17 protein-coding genes are annotated in these 20562 nt (G+C 62.7%); 9 read left to right on the top strand and 8 right to left on the bottom strand.

The genetic code is table 11. The features are described from left to right. Positions 1-63: 63 nt before the first annotated feature. On the bottom strand, positions 64-855 hold the full coding sequence (locus U0L91_RS11875; protein WP_330047214.1) for a hypothetical protein: 792 nt from the start codon (positions 853-855) through the stop codon (positions 64-66). Positions 856-873: 18 nt separating this feature from the next. After that, on the bottom strand, positions 874-1881 hold the full coding sequence (locus U0L91_RS11870; RefSeq protein WP_330047213.1) for a LacI family DNA-binding transcriptional regulator: 1008 nt from the start codon (positions 1879-1881) through the stop codon (positions 874-876). Between the two features lie 285 nt (positions 1882-2166). Here U0L91_RS11870 and U0L91_RS11865 point away from each other — a divergent pair, with 285 nt between their 5' ends. The 9 genes from U0L91_RS11865 (at position 2167) to U0L91_RS11825 (ending at position 14227) form a co-directional block, all read left to right on the top strand. Further along, positions 2167-3129 carry an ABC transporter permease gene (locus tag U0L91_RS11865; protein ID WP_330047212.1) on the top strand — a complete coding sequence of 321 codons (963 nt, stop codon included), beginning with the start codon at positions 2167-2169 and terminating at the stop codon, positions 3127-3129. Between the two features lie 13 nt (positions 3130-3142). Continuing rightward, complete coding sequence (locus tag U0L91_RS11860; RefSeq protein ID WP_330047210.1) at positions 3143-4057, top strand: carbohydrate ABC transporter permease; 915 nt, start codon at positions 3143-3145, stop codon at positions 4055-4057. A 54-nt stretch (positions 4058-4111) separates the two neighbouring features. Continuing rightward, a complete protein-coding gene (locus tag U0L91_RS11855; RefSeq protein ID WP_330047208.1) occupies positions 4112-5806 on the top strand; it encodes a type 2 periplasmic-binding domain-containing protein in 1695 nt (564 codons plus the stop codon). 36 nt (positions 5807-5842) lie between these two features. Beyond that, a complete protein-coding gene (locus tag U0L91_RS11850) occupies positions 5843-7306 on the top strand; it encodes a glycoside hydrolase family 32 protein (RefSeq protein WP_330047206.1) in 1464 nt (487 codons plus the stop codon). Between the two features lie 146 nt (positions 7307-7452). Further along, entirely contained in the window at positions 7453-8802 is a 1350-nt protein-coding gene (locus U0L91_RS11845) for a glycoside hydrolase family 32 protein (RefSeq protein ID WP_330047205.1), read from the top strand. Positions 8803-8969: 167 nt separating this feature from the next. After that, positions 8970-9938, top strand: coding sequence for a LacI family DNA-binding transcriptional regulator (locus U0L91_RS11840; RefSeq protein ID WP_330047202.1), 969 nt, complete (start codon positions 8970-8972; stop codon positions 9936-9938). Between the two features lie 140 nt (positions 9939-10078). Then, positions 10079-11965 (top strand): PTS sucrose transporter subunit IIABC, encoded by a 1887-nt coding sequence (locus U0L91_RS11835; protein ID WP_330047200.1) that lies wholly within the window; start codon positions 10079-10081, stop codon positions 11963-11965. A gap of 19 nt (positions 11966-11984) precedes the next feature. Then, complete coding sequence (locus tag U0L91_RS11830; RefSeq protein WP_330047198.1) at positions 11985-12818, top strand: MBL fold metallo-hydrolase; 834 nt, start codon at positions 11985-11987, stop codon at positions 12816-12818. Positions 12819-12892: 74 nt separating this feature from the next. Next, positions 12893-14227 (top strand): glycoside hydrolase family 32 protein, encoded by a 1335-nt coding sequence (locus tag U0L91_RS11825; RefSeq protein WP_330047197.1) that lies wholly within the window; start codon positions 12893-12895, stop codon positions 14225-14227. A gap of 782 nt (positions 14228-15009) precedes the next feature. On the opposite strand, the gene cas2 is transcribed toward U0L91_RS11825, so the two are convergent. The 6 genes from cas2 to cas5c are packed head-to-tail and all read right to left on the bottom strand — an operon-like array spanning position 15010 to position 20451. Continuing rightward, positions 15010-15300 (bottom strand): CRISPR-associated endonuclease Cas2, encoded by a 291-nt coding sequence (gene cas2, locus U0L91_RS11820; RefSeq protein WP_330047195.1) that lies wholly within the window; start codon positions 15298-15300, stop codon positions 15010-15012. 3 nt (positions 15301-15303) lie between these two features. Then, positions 15304-16326, bottom strand: a complete 1023-nt coding sequence (cas1c, locus tag U0L91_RS11815; protein WP_330047193.1) for a type I-C CRISPR-associated endonuclease Cas1c — start codon at positions 16324-16326, stop codon at positions 15304-15306. Continuing rightward, the gene (cas4, locus tag U0L91_RS11810) at positions 16323-16988 is read right to left on the bottom strand and encodes a CRISPR-associated protein Cas4 (RefSeq protein WP_330047192.1); all 666 of its coding nucleotides are present in this window, start codon (positions 16986-16988) and stop codon (positions 16323-16325) included. The genes cas1c and cas4 overlap by 4 nt, the downstream gene beginning before the upstream one ends. After that, positions 16981-17979, bottom strand: a complete 999-nt coding sequence (gene cas7c, locus U0L91_RS11805; RefSeq protein WP_330047190.1) for a type I-C CRISPR-associated protein Cas7/Csd2 — start codon at positions 17977-17979, stop codon at positions 16981-16983. The genes cas4 and cas7c overlap by 8 nt, the downstream gene beginning before the upstream one ends. 10 nt (positions 17980-17989) lie before the next feature. Then, on the bottom strand, positions 17990-19807 hold the full coding sequence (gene cas8c, locus U0L91_RS11800) for a type I-C CRISPR-associated protein Cas8c/Csd1 (protein ID WP_330047189.1): 1818 nt from the start codon (positions 19805-19807) through the stop codon (positions 17990-17992). Then, complete coding sequence (cas5c, locus tag U0L91_RS11795) at positions 19801-20451, bottom strand: type I-C CRISPR-associated protein Cas5c (protein ID WP_330047187.1); 651 nt, start codon at positions 20449-20451, stop codon at positions 19801-19803. Before cas5c ends, cas8c begins: the two co-directional genes overlap by 7 nt. Positions 20452-20562 lie beyond the last annotated feature (111 nt).

The following is a 20562-nucleotide window of genomic DNA, read 5'->3' as shown; positions in this document are numbered from 1 at the left end:
GAGACCGGCGCAAAATCAATGAGCAGTTCGCCCAATGCGACAACGTCTTTCATGAGATCCTCCTTATCGTTCGTCGGGGCGGGCCTGTTCGGGGAAGGCCCGCGCAATGCTTTCTTCGATCGCAAACGCCTCGTCGAGGCGGTCGTACAGCAGGAACAGCGCCACAAACAGGTCAAACCAGACCCCCACAAAGGGCATCAGCAGCAGCGTCCAGGGGGCAAACAGGGCAAAGAAGGCCCACCAGACCAGCTGGAGCAGCGCCGCGCCCACCGTGGGCCAGAAATACCGGACGGTGAAGAGCAGCGCATTGCGCAGCCGCACGACGGGGCGCTGGTCGAACAGGACGAGCTGCGGCCAGTACAGCGTGGACAGCACGAGAAAGACCAGCCAGCTGAACAGATAGACCAGGACGGTCACGGCGGTGGGGCGGACGGTGCTCCAGAAGAAGAGCAGCATCCCCGCAAAGGCCGCCGCGCCGAGGAACAGCCCGGTCAGGGCGCCGGGCAGCAGGGCGGCCCGGGCGTTCTGGGTCAGGCTGCGCCTGTAGTTGTGCGCCCAGCTGCCGGGGGCATCCCGCATGGCGCGCAGGATGGTGTCATACAGGCAGGCCAGGAACGGCCCCGCGATGGCGCCGCCGATCAGGCCGGCGGGCAGCAGCACCAGCACGCTGCTGCTGAGGATGGCATACCCCACCCCGAGCGCCAGCGGCAGACAGCCCAGCAGAGTGACCAGGCCGGTGAGGAAGAACCGCTTCCAGCTGCGGCCCAGCACGTCCTGGTAGCGGTCGATGCCGATGAGCCGGCCGCGCGCGTCGCGCTGCGGCTCCCCCATCTGATAGGGACGAAAGAGATTCATGTTCCGGTCCTCTCCTTTTTATGATACGTCGGGCTGGCTGTCCCGCGTGGTGCCGCCGGGCTGGTACCGCACCGGCAGGCAGACGAGCGGCGGCAGGCCGGTGAAGTCCTTGGACAGCACCATGCTGACCGCCATTTCGGCCAGGTCGGGCACCGGCTGGACGATGGTGGAACAGATGTAATCCTGATCGCCGAACATCCGCACCCCGTCAAAGCCGATGACCTGCACATCCTCCGGCACGCGGAGTCCCATCGCCCGCACCATCTTGATGGCCTGCCAGGCCATCTGGTCGGTGCCGCAGAACAGCCCGTCCAGCGGCTGGTCGGTCTCGAGCAGGTTGTGGTGGAGGAACACCTCGAAGGCGGACAGCGGCGACCCGTCGGGAAGGTTGCACATCTCAAAGGGCAGCCCGGCCTCCATGCAGCCGCTGACAAACCCGTCCTTGCGCTTGCTCGGCTCGTTGGTCAGCGAGGACCCGGTGCGCAGGCAGGCCACATGCCGGCAGCCCAGCTCGGCGAGTTTCCGGGCGGCCATCTGCCCGCCGCCGAAGTTGTCCGACGCGACGCAGGGCACCGATACATTGAAAAACCGGTCAATCGTCACAAAGGGGATGCCCGCCGGGATGCTGAGCTTGGGATTGTAGGTCAGCGCGATGATGCCGTCCACCCGGTTGTGCACGACCATGCTGATGAACTCCTGCTCACGGTCGCGGTCATACTCGGTAAAGCAGAGCATCATTTTATAGCCGCGCTTCTCGAGCGCCATATTGACGTAGTGGGTCAGCAGCGCAAAGAACGGCGTGATGGTGTTGGGAATGATCAGCGCAATCGTGCGGGTGCGGTTGCTCTTGAGCGCCTTGGCGCTGGGGTTGACCTGGTAGTTGAGTTTGCGGACCGCGGCCTCGACCCGCAGGCGGTAGCTCTCGCCGACCGGCAGCCCGTTGATGACCTTGGATACCGTGCCCAGCGCGACGCCGGCCTCGCGGGCCACATCGCTCATCGTCGCGGCCTGTTTTTCTCCTTTCATAAGAATTCACCTCACAGCTTCTGGTTTTTCTGTGATTCATTATACATCGTTTCATGTGATTTGTAAAGATAGTTTCATGAAATTATCGTGGATTTCACGCGGCGTCCTCCCCGGTCAATCTCCACAAGCGGCGCTGCCGCGGATTGTACAAAACGCCAAAATCATAAGAATACGCAGTTTTTTCCGCCAAAACGCATTGACTTTTGGGGGTAGGCGTGGTATTTTGATTTCACAGGATACATGAAACGATTCATGAATCGGTTCAACAAGAAGGAGGAATCCGTCATGAACAAACAGCGTGCCGCATCCAACAGCGCCACGGCCACCGTCGCCGTCCAGGGCAGGCAGCCGCGCGGGAAAAAGCTGTGGCGGCGTATGCGGGAGAACTGGCAGCTCTATCTGCTGCTGCTCATCCCGGTCATCATCACGATCGTCTACAAGTACGGGCCCATGTACGGCATCCAGATTGCCTTCCGCGACTTCAAGGCAAGCCGCGGCATCACCGGCAGCGAGTGGGTGGGCATGCAATGGTTTGAGGAGTTCTTCTCCTCCCCGAACTGCTGGCGGATGATCAAGAACACCGTTCTGCTGAGCCTGTACAGCCTGCTGTGGAGCTTCCCGGTGCCGATCATCCTGGCGCTGGCGCTCAACCAGCTGCGGTTTCACCGGCTCAAGCGGGTCGTCCAGACGGTGCTCTACGCGCCGCACTTCATCTCGACGATGATCATCTGCGGCATGCTCCGCATCTTCCTGAGCCCGTCGGGCGGCCTGATCAACCTGATCTTCGGGACCAGCATCGACTTCCTGAACCAGAGCACGATGTTCCGCACGATCTATGTGGCCAGCGGCATCTGGCAGGAAGCCGGGTGGGGCACCATCATCTATCTGGCGACGCTTTCCAGCGTGGACACCGCGCTGTATGAGGCCGCCAAGGTGGACGGCGCGTCGGTGTTCCAGCGCATCCTGCACATCGACCTGCCCGCGCTGGTGCCGATGGCCGTATTGCAGCTGATCCTGAGCGCGTCCAACCTCATGAACATCGGCTTTGAAAAGGTCTTCCTGCTGCAGACCGACCTGAACAAGGCCACCAGCGACATCATCGCCGTCTATGTGTACGAACAAGGTATCCAACACGCCGAATACAGTTACTCCACCGCCATCGGCCTGTTCAATACCGCCGTCAACATCGTGTTGTTGATCATTGTCAGCCGCATCGCCAAAAAGGCCAGCGACGTGCAGTTTGTCTGAAGGAGGGGTCCCCATGTCTGCCAATTCCAAAACTCTGGGCAAGCGTCCGGGCGGCCTGTCCGACCGCGCCAGCGATGTGGTGCTGGTGGTGCTGTCGGTGGCCATCCTGCTGGTCGTCGCCTATCCGCTGTACTATATCCTGGTCGCCTCGGTGTCCGACCCGTATGACGTCTACGCCGGCAAGACCTTCTGGCTGCCCAGCCAGTTCACCCTCAAGGGCTACGCGGCGGTGTTCTCGGATGACAGCATCCTGCTGGGCTACTGGAACAGCATCAAATACACCGTCGTCGGCACCGTCTTCTCGGTGGTCATGATCTACATCACGGCCTATCCGCTGTCCAACCCCGATCTGCCGGGCCGGAAATTCTTCAACATCTTTTTCGTCATCACGATGTATTTCGGCGGCGGTCTGATCCCCACCTACCTGATTGTCCGCGACACCGGCCTCATCAACACGATCTGGGCGATGTTCCTGCCCGGCGGCGTGGCGGTGTCCAACATGATCATCGCCCGCAACTTCTTTGAGACCAGCATCCCCAAGGAACTCAAGGAGGCCGCCGCCATCGACGGCGCGTCCAAGCTGCGGATTTTCTGGAACATCATCATTCCGCTCTCCAAGCCGATCATGGCGGTCATGGTCGTGTTCAGCATGGTGGCCTACTGGAACGACTGGTTCACCGCCCTGATCTACATGACCGGCGAGGGCCGCGCCCCGCTGCCGCTGGTGCTGCGCAACATCCTGATCGCCAGCGAGACCTCGGCCAGCCAGGCCAGCATGATCTCGGGCGGGTACGCCGAGCTGAACAAGCTGACCGAGATGATCAAGTTCGCCTCCATCATCGTGGCCGCCGCCCCCATGCTGATCGTCTATCCCTTCGTGCAGAAATACTTCGAGCAGGGCTTTATGGCGGGCGCCGTCAAGGGCTGATCCGCAAGTCGTTTGAGGGAACCGTTCCCACCACATAACAAAGGAGAAAACGTCATGAAAACATCCACCAAACGCATCGGCGCCATTGCGGCGCTGCTGGGCATCACCGCCGGCCTGGCCGGCTGCGGCGGCGGCAAGACCAACACCGTCGAGCCCGGAACCGTCAACACCAACACCGACCAGACCTCGTTCAACATCATCAGCGGCATCTCGGCGCTGTCGGGCGGCTACGATTCCAACGAGGTGCTCAACACGATGGCCGACAATGCCGGCATCTCGATCACCTGGGACACGATGAGCGACTCGCTGACCGAGCAGGTCAACATCCGCATCGCCGGCAACGACCTGCCCGACGCCTTCAACGCCGTCGGCTTCTCCAACTACGACCTGACCAACTACGGCGAGGACGGCACCTTCATTGACCTGACGCCCTACATCACCGAGGAGTACATGCCCAACCTGACCAAGATCCTCGAGGAGCACCCCGACATCCGCGCCGCCATCACGATGGACGACGGCTGCATCTACGGCCTGCCGGCCGGCGAACAGATGGGCACCGCCGGCATCGGCAAGGACGAGGACTACAACATCTACACGATCCCGCAGTATTCGATGATCAACAAGGCATGGCTGGATGCGCTGGGCCTGCAGGTCCCCACCACGCTGGATGAACTCCACGACGTGCTCAAGGCCTTCAAGGACAACGACATGAGCGCCACCTACTACGGCAACGATCCCGGCTCGACGATTCCGATGAGCTTCGGCATCGACCAGTGGTGCTGGGGCCAGAACATCTTCTATGCGGGCTTCGGCTTCACGAACTGGACCAACGACATCTGCGCCGACCTGCTGCTGCAGCCGGACGGCACCGTGAACTTTGTCAGCGATGACGACAACTACCGCGCCGCGCTGGAATACTTCCACAACTGGTTCGCCGAGGGCCTGATCGACCAGGAAGCCTTCAGCCAGACCGACACCCAGTACATGGCCAAGTGCTCCCAGGGTGAGGTCGGTGTCGCCACCTGGTGGTACATCGAGGAGCTCATGGGCGACTACGCCGACGACTATGTCTTCCTGCCGGTCCTGGCCGGCCCCGACGGCACCTACAACGTGACGGTCCGCGACGGCGGCGGCATCAACTCGGGCAACCTGAGCATCACCTCCGCCTGCGAAAGCCCGATCAACCTGCTGAAGTTCTATGACCAGTGGTATGACCCCGAGAACGTCATGCAGCTGCAGTACGGCCCCATCGGCACCTACTTCACCGAGCAGGACGAGAACGGCCTGTGGCAGAGCATCTCGGACGAGGAAGCCCAGCAGAAGTTCGGCAAGAGCGCCGGCGAAGTCAAGAGCGAGTACGAAGTGTACGGACCCAAGCTGATCCTGTCGGACTACTACGCCACCACCTTTGAGATGGAGCCCCGCGCCATCGAGCGTCTGTCCGACCTGTACGACTACTGGATGCCCTTTGTGAAGGATACCACCTGCTACCCGATCGACTGCGTCTACACCGAGGACGAGCTGGACACCATCGACAAGTGGCGCGTTGACTTTGAGAACTTTGTCGCCGAGCAGGAAGCCACCTGGCTGCGCGACGGCGGCATCACCGACGAGACCTGGAACGCCTACAAGGAAAACCTGAACAGCTACGGTATGCAGGAGCTGCTGGACACCTACCAGGCCGCCTATGACCGCTATGTGCAGACGGCCGGCGAGGCGCAGACCGCCACCCCCGAAAACGCCGCCTGATCCCTACATCTGATCCGAAAGAGAGGTTCTTCCCCGATGCCGACCAAACTGGAGGAAGCCCGCATCTACGAGGCCCGGGAAGGCAATGCCATTCCCGCCGATGACCGTCCTTTGTTTCACCTGACGCCCCGGACGGGCTGGATGAACGACCCCAACGGCTTTTGCTGCTATCAGGGCGCCTACCATCTGTTTTACCAGTATCACCCCTACGACACGGTCTGGGGTCCGATGCACTGGGGCCACGCCGTGACCACCGATTTCCTGCACTGGGACTACCGCCCCTGTGCGCTGGCCCCCGACACGCCCGCCGACGCCAAAGGCTGCTTTTCCGGCACGGCGGTGCCGGCCCCCGACGGCCGCCTGCTGCTGCTCTACACCGGCGTGCAGGACGACGGCCAGGGCGGCGTGCTGCAGCTGCAATGCCTGGCCGCGGGCGACGGCACCGACTTTGTGAAGGATGCCGCCAACCCGGTCATCGGGCAGTCGCTGCTGCCCGAGGGCGGCAGTGCCGCGGATTTCCGGGACCCGAAAATCTGGTACGAGGACGGCCGGTATCTCTGCGTGGTTTCCACCCGGGACGCCGACGACCAGGGACGCATCCTGCTCTATGAGAGTCCCGATGCCCGCCGCTGGACCTACCGCACGACGCTGGACGCCTGCCGCCGCGAATACGGCCGGATGTGGGAATGTCCCGATTTCTTCGCGCTGGACGGCCGGCAGGTGCTGCTGGTCAGCCCGCAGGAGATGCAGGCCAGCCCCGACGGGGAATTCCACCCGGGGTTCGGCACGGTGGCGCTGCTGGGAAGCTACGACAAGGCGCAGGCCCGCTTCACGCGGGAGGCGGTCCAGCCGGTGGACTACGGCACCGACTTCTATGCCCCCCAGACGCTGCTGACGCCGGACGGGCGCCGGGTGATGGTGGCCTGGATGGAGAACTGGGCGACCGTCAACGAGGCGCCGCGCCGTCACCGGTGGTTCGGCCGGATGACGATGCCCCGGGAGCTCTTTGTGCGGGAGGGCCGGCTCTGCCAGCGCCCCGTGCGGGAACTCGGGATGCTGTGGCAGAACACCTGCCGCCGCCGGGAAACGCTGGACGGCGACGCCGGGTACGACGGCCTGGCCGGACGGCGCCTTGACCTGACCGTGACGGTGGACGCCGCGGCCAGCCCGGACTGCCGCCGGCTCACCCTCTGCGCCGCGCAGAACGAGCGGTTCTGCACCCGGATCGAATGGAGCCCCCTTTACGGGGAGCTGCTCTTTGACCGCAGCGGCTGCGGCAGCCGCCGGGACATCCCCCACCTGCGCCGGGTCAAGGCCGCGCCGCGCAACGGCCGGCTGACGCTGCGGCTGATCCTGGACGGGGATTGCCTCGAACTGTTCATCAACGACGGCGAGCGGGTGCTGACGGCCCTGCTGGACACCCCCGCCGAGGCGGACGGCATCTCGCTGCACAGCGAGGGCCCCGCGACCTTCGATCTGACCTGGCACACGCTGGGCTGACCGCTGCCCCCTTCCCCCGGGAAGGGGGCTTTTTGTATGCCGGGCCGCCGGTCCTTGCATCCGGCCGCCGCTTTTGCTATACTGAAAAGAAATTTCCGGCAGCCGGGCGTTTTTGCCCCGCGCTGCGGATCACCAAGGAGGTCTCCATGGCAGACTGGCGTCAAGTGCTTCATCTGGAACCGCCGCAGGGCTGGCTCAACGACCCCAACGGGCTCTGCTTTTTTCATGGGCTGTACCATGTCTTTTTCCAGTACGCGCCCGACAGCACGGACGGCCGCACCCCCAAGGGCTGGGGGCACTGGCAGAGTCCCGACCTGCTGCACTGGACCTTTACGGGTTCCACCCTTCTGCCCGACACGCCGTGGGACTGCAGCGGCGCCTACTCGGGCTGTGCGGTGCCCTGCGGCGATGTGCTGCGGCTCTACTATACCGGCAACGTCAAGCACCCCGGCCCCCACGACTACACCCACACCGGCCGGGATTCCAACACCCTGCTCGCAGAGACCCCCGACGGCATCCGGACGGGGCCCAAGCGGCGGCTGATGGCCAACGCCGACTACCCCGCCGACTGCTCGCTGCATGTGCGGGACCCCAAGGTCTGGCGGGAAGCGCAGGCCTGGTACCTGCTGCTCGGCGCCCGCAGCCTGCAGGATGCCGGGCGGGCGCTGCTCTACCGCAGCCGCGACGGCCTTGCCTGGACGCTGGCCCGGGTGCTGGAGCCCCGGCCCGCCTTCGGCTACATGTGGGAGTGTCCCGACGGGTTCCGGCTGGACGGCCGCCGGTGGCTGAGCGTCTGTCCCCAGGGGCTGCCCCACGGCGAGACCGAGAACCAGAACCGCTACCAGAGCGGCTATTTTGGGCTGGACGGCGATTGGGAGACCGGCACCCTGACCGCCTTTGCCGAGTGGGACAAGGGGTTTGATTTCTATGCGCCCCAGACGCTGCGGACGCCGGACGGCCGGACGCTGCTGATCGGCTGGATGGGCATGCCCGACGCCGACTACCGCAACCCCACCGCCGCCTTGGGCTGGCAGCACTGCCTGACCCTGCCCCGGGAACTCACGGCCGGCCCCGGCGGGCTGTGCCAGCGCCCCGCCCGGGAGCTGGACGCGCTGGCCGAGGGCGCACCGCTCGACCTGCCGGCGGGCAGCACCCACACGCTGCCGCTGCCCTTCCGGCTGCGGATGACCGCCCCGGGCGACTTTGCGCTGACCCTGGCCGATGGCGTGCAGTTTGAGCGAAGCGGCGGCCTGCTGGCCCTGCGCTTCCGCGACGAGGCGCTGGGCGGCGGCCGCACGATCCGCCGGGCGCGCTGCGGCGGGCCGCTGACCCTCGACCTGGTGGCGGACCGTTCCTCGCTGGAGTTTTACGCCGACGGCGGCGCCACGGTGTTCTCGACCCGGTTTTATCCGGCGGACCCGCGGATCTCCCTCTCGGTGCAGGGCGCCGATGCCGCCGTGCAGACGCTGCGCCCCATGCACTTTGTGCTGTCCTGATCTTTTTCGGCCCCGTACCGCCTGCGCGGTGCGGGGCCGTCTGCGTCTGCGAAACACTGCACAAAATCCGGGCTTGAAATTTGTGTGTTCCACGAATGGAATTGCCCCGCCAGGTATTGTAGAATAGCTATGGAAGCGCAAGAATACGAATTCACGGAGGATTTCCTATGATCACCATGGCCGAGATCGCGCGGCTGACCCATGTGTCCCAGCCGACGGTTTCCCGGGTGCTCAACGGCAACCCCAAAGTCTCCCCCGAGATCCGCGAGCGGGTGCTGGCCTGTGCCCGGGAACACGATTACCAGCTCAACGCCCTGGCCAAAGGGCTCAAGGGCAGCCCCACCCATCTGCTGGGTGTGCTGGTGACGGATATTTCCAACGGGTTTTTCGCCGACCTGACCAAACAGATCGAGATCTGCGCCCGGGAGCGCGGGTACAGCATCATCCTGTTCAACAGCGACTACAATCCCGCCAACGAAGAGGAATACCTGGATGTGGTGCGGCGCTATCGGGTGGATGGGGTGCTGGCCGTTCCCATCCGGGAGACCAGCCCGCAGTGGTACCGCTATGTGCAGCGGCTGGATGTCCCGGTGGTGACCATCACCCGCCGGGCCGAAGGGCTGGATTCCTTCTATGTGGACCACCCGACCGCCGGCGCCCAGGTGGCGGCCTGCCTGGCGGAGCAGGGGTACCGCCGGTTCCTCTTCATCGGCAAGGACTATGACGGCAAATACGTCGGCTTCCGCCGCTGGCTGACCGAGCACGGCCTCGGCAGCGCCGTCACCAACCGGGTTCTGGTCGACCACGACGGGTTCCGCCGGGACCTTGCCCAGTGGCTGGCGGAGCAGGACGGCCGGGCCGCCGTCTTTGCCGGCAATGACATCTACGCCCTGCAGGCGCTGGACATCCTGCGGGAGCTCAACGTCGCGGTGCCCGCACAGGTGGGCGTCATCGGCTTTGACGATACCTTTATGGGACGGTTCCTCAACCCGCGGCTGAGCACCGTCCGCCAGCCCACCGCCCGGATGGCCCGCGAGGCCGTGACCTGGCTGCTGGACCGCATCGAACATCCCGGGGAGCGGCCCCCCATGCTGCGCCCCTTTTCGGCAGAACTGATTCTGCGCGAAAGCACCTGACCCCTGCCGCCTCCAGACGGCGGGCAGGTTTTTTTGCCCGGCTGTGAATACGAATTCACAACCCCCGGCCTTCTCAATTCCGGTATCCGATCCCCCGGGCGGGGGACTGAATCAACACGTTTTGGAAAGGATGGAATGTAATGGATTACAAAAAAGTAGCCCAGGAGATCTACGACAAGGTCGGGCGAAAGGAAAACATTGTCTCGGCTGCGCACTGCGCCACCCGGCTGCGGCTGGTCCTGGTGGACAATGCCAAGTGCGACGCCAAGGCGGTGGAGGACATCGAGGGCGTCAAGGGCGTGTTCAGCGCCTCGGGCCAGCTCCAGATCATTCTGGGCACCGGCGTCGTGAACAAGGTCTATGACGAGTTCATCGCCATCTCGGGCCTGAACGCCGCCACCAAGGAGGAGGTCAAGGCCGCGGCCGCCGCGCGCCAGAATCCCTTCAAGCGGGCCATCAAGACGCTGGGCGACATCTTTGTGCCCATCATTCCGGCCATCGTGGCCAGCGGCTTCCTGATGGGCATCATGGAAGCGCTGAACTTCATGGTCAACAACAACTTCCTGAACATCGACACCTCGGGCTCCATCTATGTGTTCGCCAACCTCTTCTCCAACACGGCGTACACCTTCCTGCCCATCCTGATTGCCTACAGTGCGGCCAAGGCCTTCGGCGGCAACCCGTATCTGGGCGCCGTCATCGGCATGATGATGATTCACCCCAACCTGCAGAACGCCTGGACCGTCGCGACCGAGGGCGTCAAGCAGACCCAGAGTGTCTGGTTCGGCCTGTACTCGGTGGATCTGGTCGGCTACCAGGGCCACGTCATCCCGGTCATCATCGCGGTGTGGGTCATGTGCTTCCTGGAAAAACGGCTGCACAAGATCGTGCCCGCCATGTTTGACCTCTTTGTGACCCCGCTGGTCAGCGTCTTTGTCACCGGCTACCTGACCTTCTCGATCATCGGACCCATCTTCGTCACCATCGAGAACGGCATCATCGGCGGCATCCAGACCCTGCTCACCCTGCCCTTCGGCATCGGCAGCTTCATCATGGGCGGTCTGTACTCCACGACCGTCGTGGCCGGCATCCATCATATGTACACCGTCATTGACATGGGCCAGCTCTCGATGTACGGCGTGACCTACTGGCTGCCGCTGGCCTCCGCCGCCAACATGGCCCAGGGCGCCGCCACGCTGGCCGTGGCCCTCAAGAGCAAAAACGGCAAGACCAAGGCTGTGGCCCTGCCCTCCGCCTTCTCCTGCTTCATGGGCATCACCGAGCCCGCCATCTTCGGCGTCAACCTGCGTTTCTTCAAGCCCTTTGTCTGCGGCGCCGTGGGCGGTGCCGTCGGCGCCATGTATGCCTCGCTGGTCCATCTGGGCGCCAGCGGCACCGGCGTGACCGGCATCTTCGGCCTGCTGCTCTGCCTGCAGCATCCGCTGGAATACATCATCATGGCGGCCATCTCGATCGGCGTGGCGTTTGCCCTGACCTGGATGTTCGGCTACAAGGACCCCGCCCCCGAGGCCCCCAAGGCTGCCGAGCCCCAGCCGGCCCTGACCGTCAAGCCCGGCACCGTCTATGCGCCGGTGGCCGGTGAGGCCGTTGCCTCCGAGGACATTCCCGACGAGACCTTTGCCACCGGTGTGCTGGGCCGCGGCGCCGGCATCCGGCCGCAGGGCGAGACCATTGTGGCGCCCTTTGACGGCGAGATCTCCTCGGTCACCGACACCCACCATGCGGTGGGCATCACCTCCCCCGACGGCATGGAGCTGCTGATCCATGTGGGCGTGGATACCGTCGATATGAAGGGCGACGGCTTTGCCTGCTTTGTCGAGCAGGGCCAGCAGGTCCACGCCGGCGACAAGCTGCTGACCTTTGACCGCCAGAAGATTGCCGCCGCGGGACACCCCGACATTGTGGCGGTCCTGCTGACCAACGCCGACGACTTCGGCGAGATGACGGTGCACACCGGCGCCTGCCAGGCCCTGCAGCCGCTGCTGGAAGTCCCGGCCGCCAAGTAAGAAAAGGAGAGGACATCCCATGAAGATCCGTTATCTGGGCACGGCCGCCGCCGAAGGCTGGCCCGCGCTGTTCTGCTCCTGCCCCATCTGCACCCGGGCCCGGGCGGAAGGCGGCAAAAACCTGCGCACCCGCACCCAGGCCATTGTGGACGGGGAGCTGCTGCTGGATTTCCCGCCCGACACCTACTGCCACGCCCTGCAGAATCACCTCGAACTGGCCCGGATTCAAACACTGCTGGTGACCCACAGCCATATGGATCACTGGTTCCCCACCGATCTGATCCACCGGCACGAGCATTTCGGCCACGGGGTCACCGGCGTGCTGGATGTCTACGGCAACCAGGCCGTCAAGGACGCCTTTGACGCCCACATCCTGGTGGACCGGTTCAAGCCCCATCCCATCGGGGATGTCGTGCACTTCCATGTGACCCACGGCGGCGACCGCTTTGAAAGTCACGGCTGGCAGATCATCGCGGTGCCCGCCGACCACGACAAGCGCGAGGAGTGCCTCGTGTACATCTGCAAAAAGGACGGCAAGACGCTGTTCTACGGGCATGACACCGGCCTGAACCTGAGCCCGGAGGCCTGGGCGCTGCTCACCGCCGAGCACTATGACCTCATCAGTCTGGACGCCACGATGGGCAAAAAGACCATCGGCGGCTACCACATGGGCCTGCCCGATGTGGAACAGATGATCGACCGCCTGACCGCGGCCGGCTGCGTGGATGACCACACCGTCAAGGTCATCAACCACTTCAGCCACAACGGCGAGATGACCCACGACGAGCTCACCCGATGGGGTGCCGAGCGGGGCATCCTGGCCGCCTATGACGGGATGGAAGTAACATTCTGATCGGAACCCCTGTGCCCCGCGGCCGCCGGCCGCGGGGCCTGCGGCGTTCCGGGATTCCAAAGGAGGGACCCGCCTTGCTGCACGATTTTTTGCATCTGAAAGCGCCGGGCAACTGGATCAACGACCCCAACGGCTTTGTGTATTACCGGGGGCAGTACCATCTGTTTTACCAGCACTTTCCGTATCTGCCCCGCTGGGGCACCATGCACTGGGGCCATGCGGTCAGCGACGATCTGGTCCACTGGGAGCACCGGGGTATCGCGCTCTACCCTTCCAAGGCCTATGACCGCAACGGCGTCTTTTCCGGCAGCGCGGTGGAGGTGGACGGCGCGCTCCGCCTCTACTACACCGCGATCCGCTATGAGGAGGAAAACCCCGACAACATTCACCGGGCCCTGAACAACAAATTCCTGGCCAGCCAGGCCCTCGTCATCTCGCCGGACGGCGTCCGGTTCGACAACCTGAGCGCCAAGCGTCAGATCCTGCCGGTGCCCGCCTCGCCGGAGGAGGGCGACCCCCAGAACACCCGCGACCCCAGGGTTTGGCGGGCGGCGGACGGCAGTTTCCGGATGGTGCTCGGCAGCACCCGGGACGGCGTGGGGCAGCTGCTCTTCTATCGCAGCGAGGACGGCCTGACCTGGACTTTGGCCAACCGGTTCGCCGACCCCGCCCTGGGCACCACGCTGGAATGTCCCGATCTGTTCTGCCTGGACGGCCGCTGGCTTCTGCTCGGCTCCCCGATGGGCATCACGGCGGACGGGCTGCACTACCCCGACCAGTCCACCTGGACGCCGGTGGATTTTGAGGAAGGGACCTGCCGCTTTGCGCTGCGGGGCACCCCCGCCATGGTGGACTGGGGGCTGGACCTCTATGCCCCCCAGACGACGCCCGATGCGGCGGGCCGCCGGGTGCTCATCGGCTGGATGCGGATGCCCTGCCCGATTGAGCACTCCCCCGACGGGCGCGCGCCCTGGCGCGGCATGATGAGCCTGCCCCGGCTTGTGGTCTGGCGGGACGGGCAGCTCTGCTTCCCGGTGCATCCCAACGTGGCCGCCCGCTTTACCGAGCCGGCTGCCGGCCTGTCGCCGCTGGCCGACCATCGGCCGGTGCGGCTGCAGGGCAGGATTCACAACGGGCAGTCCTGGAATGTCGGCGGCTACCGCATCCGGATGGAGAACGGCCGGCTCTGCACCGACCGCAGCGCCGTTTTCGACAACCAGCCGGACAGCCGCCTGACCGCCAGCACCCCGCCCGTCGGCCGGGACAGCTGCGCCCTCGATGTCTTTGTGGAGGAAAACCTCATCGAGATTTTCCTCGACGACGGGCGCTATACCCTCAGCCATGTCGTCTTCGGTCTGGACAACACCCTGGACGGCACCTTCGACGCCGTCACCACCGCCCGGCCGTAAAAACCAACGCAGCACCCCGACGGGTGCTGCGTTTTTTGGTTGGCGGACCTGATCACGCCCCACTCCCCCCAGCGCCGGATACCGTGCCCTGCACAGATCCGGCGCTGGGGGAGTGTACAAAAGAATATTGAAGCGTGAAAAGCGATTGCCGGAACCGGCTGGAAAGAAGGAGTGGTCAGATGGTGGTCAAGCCGCAACCAATATGGTTACTTTTTACTAGAAACATTTCGCGTTCCCCTGCAGGGGGCGACTAGATGGCAGCGGTTGTACACATATCCTCCATCATTTCAATTCACGCCCCCGCGTGGGGGGGCGACTGAGCGCGTCCCGGCCTTCTGGGCCGTGCACATGATTTCAATTCACGCCCCCCGCGTGGGGGGCGACTGCTGGGATGCTGGCAATCTATCGTCCGATTGACAAATTTCAATTCACGCCCCCGCGTGGGGGGCGACGTGGGAAGGTCGTACGGACTGGACACGGCACCGATTTCAATTCACGCCCCCGCGTGGGGGGCGACGTTTTGCCTGTTATTTTGTGCATTGTGCCTATTATTTCAATTCACGCCCCCGCGTGGGGGGCGACGGCAAATTTGCACAAAAGAATTGCTTTTTCTTGTTCAAAACAACAAGAGAACGCGGCTGTATAGCACGAAAACTGCCGGTTTCCAAAAAAGGCAAGAGCAAATTTATACACGTCATTGCCAAAAGTTCAAAAGCGGAAAGGCTTTTCCTGCGCCGACCTGCCAGGAAATTCTGTACGGGTCACCCCGGCGCATAAGAAGGTCATAGCAACAGCGGCTCCCCGGTCTGCACCGGGCCGACCCGTCCCATCGTATCAATCCGAGGCTGATAGTGATTGCCAAGGCGGTAAAAACGAACCGAGTCTTGCTTATGGTCGATGACCGACGAAAGGCCTGCTTTCAAAGTCTCCAGCTGAGCGGCATCCACAAGCACCTCGAACACCGAGTTCTGGACCCTTATGCCATAGCGTTCACACAATTTGGCGACCTTTCGCAACCGCTTCTGACCCTGGCGCTGTTCGGTGTTGACATCATAGGTGACAAGTACCAGCATAGTCTACCTCCATACGAATGGCGGGTAACAATCCAAATCGCCGCGCAGCACCCGCGCGAACAGCATGGCTTGCGCATAAGGGATCAATCCAATCGGGACTTTTTCGTTCAAAAACGGATGCAGGATTGGCTCCCCCTTTCGCTTTTGCCATTCAGAAAGGACGATTTTCCGCCCCTTCTCGTTAAGAAAGGCCGCTTCCTCGTCCTTTTCAAAATGCTCGGCGGATAACTGCCTGCGGTGAAACAGCGTCAAAACGAAACGGTCACACAGGGGGACACGAAGTTCCTCCATAACATCCAGGGCGAAGGAGGAACGCCCCGGACGCAGCGTGTGCAGGTAACCGACCGCCGGGTCCAGGCCTACCGTCTCCAGCGCAGACTGCACCTCCCGGCACAAAAGCGTGTAAACGAAAGACAGGACCGCATTGACCTCGTTTTTCGGCGGTCGGCGACTCCGGCTCTCAAAACGGAACGGGCAGGACGCGCCCAGCATCTGGTCAAAACAGGAAAAGTAGATGGTCGCAGCTGCGCCCTCGATCCCACGCATGGCATCGATGGATTCCGCTGCGTTGAGGTTCTTCGCCAGCTCACCCAGCCGCTCCGCCGCCCGGTACAAGGAAGCTCCGTCGCCAGTCGATTCGTTTCTGGCACAGCGCAGCAGGACGCCTTTGCTGTTGCGCAGTTTGGCCAGCAAAAGACTGCGCACAAATGCGGCGACGAACGCTGGCTCGTGCAGACTTTCGTATTGGCGTTTGCGCAGCAGGACATTGCCGCTGACTGGCCCCTCCACGCGGGCAAGAAACTGCCCGTGGGGAGAAAGAAATACCAGTGAGATGCCGCGCTCTGCACAATAGCCGATCAGTGGGGTGGATACTGTGGCCTTGCCGAAACAGACGATAGCGTCAATGCTCAGTGCAGGGATCGACACTTTCTCTTCCTCGCCAATTTTTACGCATACTGTTTCATTCCGACAAAACAGATAGCTGTCGGGGGTCAGGATGTATAGCGTATTGAGCAGTTTTTTCAAAATTCCACCTCCCCGGCTGCCTCCTGTGTGAGCCGCTGGCAATATCCTTTTGCGGAGGTCTTGACTTTTGGCATACAGTATTCCCGCAGGGAACACCGCTTGCATTTGGCGCTGTAACTGGCGGGCGGCACGCGCATACTTTCGCGCAGTTCCCGCAGGGTTGCGGCCCGTGTGCGCACAGTGGCGCGAAGTTCGGGGGTAAATTCCACCTCCATACGTCGGTGGGCCGAGATAAAAAAGAGTGCACCGCAGGGAATGGTTGTGTTCAACATTTCTTCCAGGCAGAGGGCCTGGGCGCAAAGCTGGATCATGTAGGAGTTCTCCCGGCGCACCGAGCCGTGTTTATACTCGATAGGGTATAGCGCGACAGGAAAGTCTGCCGCCCGGATATGACACCCATGCTCGCAGCGGCAGGCCTCGATACAGTCGCATTTTCCCCAGATTGCCATGCTGTCGGAGAAAACTGTGTACTCGTACAATTTCAGCGCATCGCCCCGGCGCTCGACGCGCCTGTCATGTACCCGCTCGTGTTCCGCACGTCCCCTGGCGGTGTCGACGCTTTCGACCCAGACCCGCTCATTGAGCAAAAGCGCGGCGCGCCGCGGGCAGTAATCCACCTGGGACAGCCAGGAAAGGGGCAGGTAGTCTGTATCGTCACGCAAGTCGGAACCAGTCCTCTCCGGCGGGCAGTTCACCCCAGCTGACCTGTGCATAGGGGTCGCTCAGGAAGCCGAGTTCCACACCGGCGGGCAGGTGGCTGGTGTCGACGCTGGCATCGTAATCCCGGTACCGGCGGGGAAACTGCACCTCGGGCTTTTTCTGCACATGGACCAGCTCAAACAGCTTGTGCGCCGGTGCACAGCCCAGCTTGGCCTGGCGGACACGCTGCGCCGCGTCGGTATCGGTGCCAACGTGCTTGAAGATAATCAGCGGCGACACCACCGACATCTCCCCCTTGCTGGCTGAGTGGTCATGTTCGTACATATTCAGGATCGCCTCAAACAACACCTTGAGGTCGGCGTCATCAAAGCCGGTCTCGGCAGCCAGGTTGGCGCTGATAAAGCCCCGCACTTCATACAGGCCGAAGGGAATCAGCTGCTTGCGGCCCATGGTGCGCAGCTTGTCCTCCGAGGTTTCGGCCTCTTTCTTCAGATAATCTTCGACGGTTCCCTCTTTAATGGGGTCGGCCACCGCCACGCGGGTGATGGCAATATCCATGGGCAGCACCGGGTCCAGGCTTTTGCCGAAGGTGATCTGGACCGGGCCGCGGACCTGCCCGGCATTGGGGCCGGTGGACATGACGGCTCCGAAGGTGCGCACATCGTAAAAGAGTTCACACGCCTTTTTGCGTCCGGCGTAGACTGCCTCCTTCTGCTTGGCACAGTCCTCCACGCCGGCGGCGCGCTTGGCCTGGGCAATGTGGCGGTTCAGATTGGTGGATTGCTGTACGATGATGTTCATACCGGGCTGGCCGGCGTAGGCGGTTTGGATATAGTTGCGGATTCGACGCTTTGTGGCCACATCGGTGATAAAGCCCTGCATGGTCTGCGGATCAATGCGCGGGGTGTTGCCCATGTCGGGGTCTCCATTGGGGTTTGCGTTGGTGCAGGAAACATAGTACATAAATTCATAACGGTTTTGGATGGCCATCATACATTCCTCCTCATGCATTTGCCTTGGCGACCGCGGCGGCTTTCCGCGCCCGGCGATCCTGTTCCAGTTTGGCGCACATCTGGTAATACCCCAGCGCAAAGTAGGCCTGCTGTTCAGGCCGCAGCACCGTGGGAATGCTGTTCCCGATGGCGCAGGCGACCTGATCGCGCAGATTGGCAAAATAGGTCTTGCGCCCTTCCAGCTTGGCAAGGTGATAGTTGGACATCCGCGCCAGCTGCCCCAATACCAGGGCGGGCGTCTGACTGGCAGATGCGTAATAGCGGTCGATCAGGCTGGCGTTTACCTCCGGCATGGCCGCGTTCTGGATCGCGCCGTATACGGCGACCAGTGCGCCGCAGTGATAGGCCGGTTCTGGGTGGTTGGCATTGTATTCCACAGCAAGCTCCTCCTTCTGATACAGGGTACGCTCCAGACGGCAGAGCCAGGCCTTGAGCCACTGGCAGGCCCAGGGGTCCGGCACCTTGCGTGTTTGCTCCTCCTCCGAGGAACTGAACATCTGGGAACGTATATAGGCGAGTGCCCGGCTGATGACTGCGTCGGGCAACGGGCGGTCATTCAAAATGGCTTGGATGATGGCGGGCATAAGGCCGGCCAGCTCCTTCGCCAATCGCTCAAACACCTTCTGGTCCGTGTTCTGACGGGCGATCAGTCGGATCAGCCGGGCGGAAAGCTTGGCAGGCTTCATCAGGCCGGTACCCGCACGATTGGTAAGGGCCAGGTCGCTCTCCCATTGCCGCAGGTTTTCGGTCAGCCGGTGGTAGTTTCCCTGCTGGTAGGCGCGGATCATGACGCGGCCGTTCACCCCGGAAAGCAGCAAAATGTAATATTGGTTGGGCAACTCATGGACAGGGCGGCCGGTTTTCACGCTGCCGATCAGCGCATCCGCCTGGCGCCGCGCCTCGTGGGGATTCACGGAGGGTGTGTCATCCCCGTCACTCCCGCCATCCTCCTCCAGGGGGATGACCCCGAAGATGCGGTTCAGGGAATCCTCCTCGGGCTCCATGGGCTTGTCATACCAGTGCACAAACTTCATGCCGGCCAAGATGGGGGCGTCTACCAGCAGGTCGTCCAGCGCGGCCTTGACGCCAGCAAAGGCCTCTTCCGATACAGGGGCGTTGGCGGCCTGTTTCAAGCCGTAGGAGCAGAAAGCGTCCTTATCAAAGCAGATCAGCGCATCGCCCCGGGCATGCCCGCCAACAACAGACAGACCGGAAATGGGCGGAACGGTTTTCATCGGCACGGTGAGCCGCCCGGTGATCAGGCAGGGAACTTTCCGCTCTTTGCCCGGGTCGGGGGCAAACTGCCGCCGGAACTGTTCCCACCAGCGCACAACGCCAGGCAGTTCCAGGATGCTCTGCCCGTCGATCATAAAGCTGACCACATCACCAGCACGCACCTTCATCCGGTCCAGCTCGGCAAGGACGGCGGCTGAGGTTCCGGGGTCCTGCATGGCGTGCAGGCAGAAGGTCAGGCAAGGTTCTGCTTTGGCTGCGTCGGCCATCGTCTGGCTGAAATAGGCGGTCTTGGCGGCGTTGGCCTCGCGCTCGGATTTTTTGGTGCTGCCGGCCGGTTCGGTGTCGTGGGGAAACAGGATGCTGCGCCGGACCGCCAGCACATTGCACTTATCGCCGCTGTTGGCCATGCTGCCGATATCCGGGCAGGGGACCTTTTCTTCGCTGCCCGGCAGGATGCCAAGAAAGGTGCCGTCCTCGGCGAGAGAAACATAGGCGCGGATGCTTTTTCTGACGTAGCCGGGCGGCAGGACTAGCTGCTCCCGGACGGCGTAGTCGTAGAGAGCTTTCAGCATAAGGCCTCTCCTTTCAGTACCTCCGGGCTATCGTAAGGCGGCACCCGGATGACCCCCTGCTCCATGACACAATGGTACAGCGAAAGGCGGGTCTGCGCCTTTTTGCGCACAGCGGCATCGTGCAGGTCGAACACATCGTAAACCATCAACCCCAGGTCCATGTCTACCGGGATGGGATGGGGGCCGTTCACGCTATCCCCCTCCTGAAAATAGGCCACGAATTCTTTAAGCCCCAGGCTGGGCTGCACAAAGGCCTTTCCCTCGCGGATGCGGCGCAGCGCCTGGGCGTACAGCTGCGCCGCGGTCCCGGCAAAATCCGGCCGCGGGCAGATGCTGGCCGCAAAGCGATAGCGGACATCCCGCAGGGCGACAGTCTGGCGCTGGGTACGGTCCTCATCGGTATAGATGGGCTTGTCCCGCACTTTGGACTTGACTTCGTTGCGCTTGAAACTGATGTACCGGATGGGATTGAGCACCTCGATGCGGTTGACCTGCCAGTAAAACTCCTTCGGCTTGCTGTAAATGCTGGACAGAATTCCCCGCACGGCCGAAGGTGTGGGTACCGGGTAGGTCAGACGTTCCACCTTCCCGATGGGTTGTGCGAAGCAGGCAAAATCCCCCCACACTTCCACGACGACTTCCAAAGGATCACCTCCTGTGTCTTGTGCCGGAATCCACCGGCATAAAAATCATACTCTTTATATTTCAATTTTCAGTTATTATTCGCTGTTATAAATAGCGTGATTAAAATTCAG

It is taken from the genome of Gemmiger sp. (assembly GCF_036306485.1).
In the GTDB taxonomy this organism is placed as follows: Bacteria; Bacillota; Clostridia; order Oscillospirales; family Ruminococcaceae; genus Gemmiger.
This window is presented reverse-complemented; position numbering and strand designations above follow the sequence as displayed.

Excerpts from the sequence above, each read along its gene's own strand:
- U0L91_RS11850 (WP_330047206.1), top strand. The coding sequence starts at position 5,843 with ATGCCGACCAAACTGGAGGAAGCCCGCATCTACGAGGCCCGGGAAGGC.
- cas8c (WP_330047189.1), bottom strand. The coding sequence starts at position 19,807 with ATGCTGAAAGCTCTCTACGACTACGCCGTCCGGGAGCAGCTAGTCCTG.
- U0L91_RS11860 (WP_330047210.1), top strand. The coding sequence starts at position 3,143 with ATGTCTGCCAATTCCAAAACTCTGGGCAAGCGTCCGGGCGGCCTGTCC.
- U0L91_RS11855 (WP_330047208.1), top strand. The coding sequence starts at position 4,112 with ATGAAAACATCCACCAAACGCATCGGCGCCATTGCGGCGCTGCTGGGC.
- U0L91_RS11875 (WP_330047214.1), bottom strand. The coding sequence starts at position 855 with ATGAATCTCTTTCGTCCCTATCAGATGGGGGAGCCGCAGCGCGACGCG.
- U0L91_RS11830 (WP_330047198.1), top strand. The coding sequence starts at position 11,985 with ATGAAGATCCGTTATCTGGGCACGGCCGCCGCCGAAGGCTGGCCCGCG.
- U0L91_RS11865 (WP_330047212.1), top strand. The coding sequence starts at position 2,167 with ATGAACAAACAGCGTGCCGCATCCAACAGCGCCACGGCCACCGTCGCC.
- U0L91_RS11835 (WP_330047200.1), top strand. The coding sequence starts at position 10,079 with ATGGATTACAAAAAAGTAGCCCAGGAGATCTACGACAAGGTCGGGCGA.
- U0L91_RS11845 (WP_330047205.1), top strand. The coding sequence starts at position 7,453 with ATGGCAGACTGGCGTCAAGTGCTTCATCTGGAACCGCCGCAGGGCTGG.
- cas2 (WP_330047195.1), bottom strand. The coding sequence starts at position 15,300 with ATGCTGGTACTTGTCACCTATGATGTCAACACCGAACAGCGCCAGGGT.
- U0L91_RS11840 (WP_330047202.1), top strand. The coding sequence starts at position 8,970 with ATGATCACCATGGCCGAGATCGCGCGGCTGACCCATGTGTCCCAGCCG.
- cas7c (WP_330047190.1), bottom strand. The coding sequence starts at position 17,979 with ATGATGGCCATCCAAAACCGTTATGAATTTATGTACTATGTTTCCTGC.
- U0L91_RS11870 (WP_330047213.1), bottom strand. The coding sequence starts at position 1,881 with ATGAAAGGAGAAAAACAGGCCGCGACGATGAGCGATGTGGCCCGCGAG.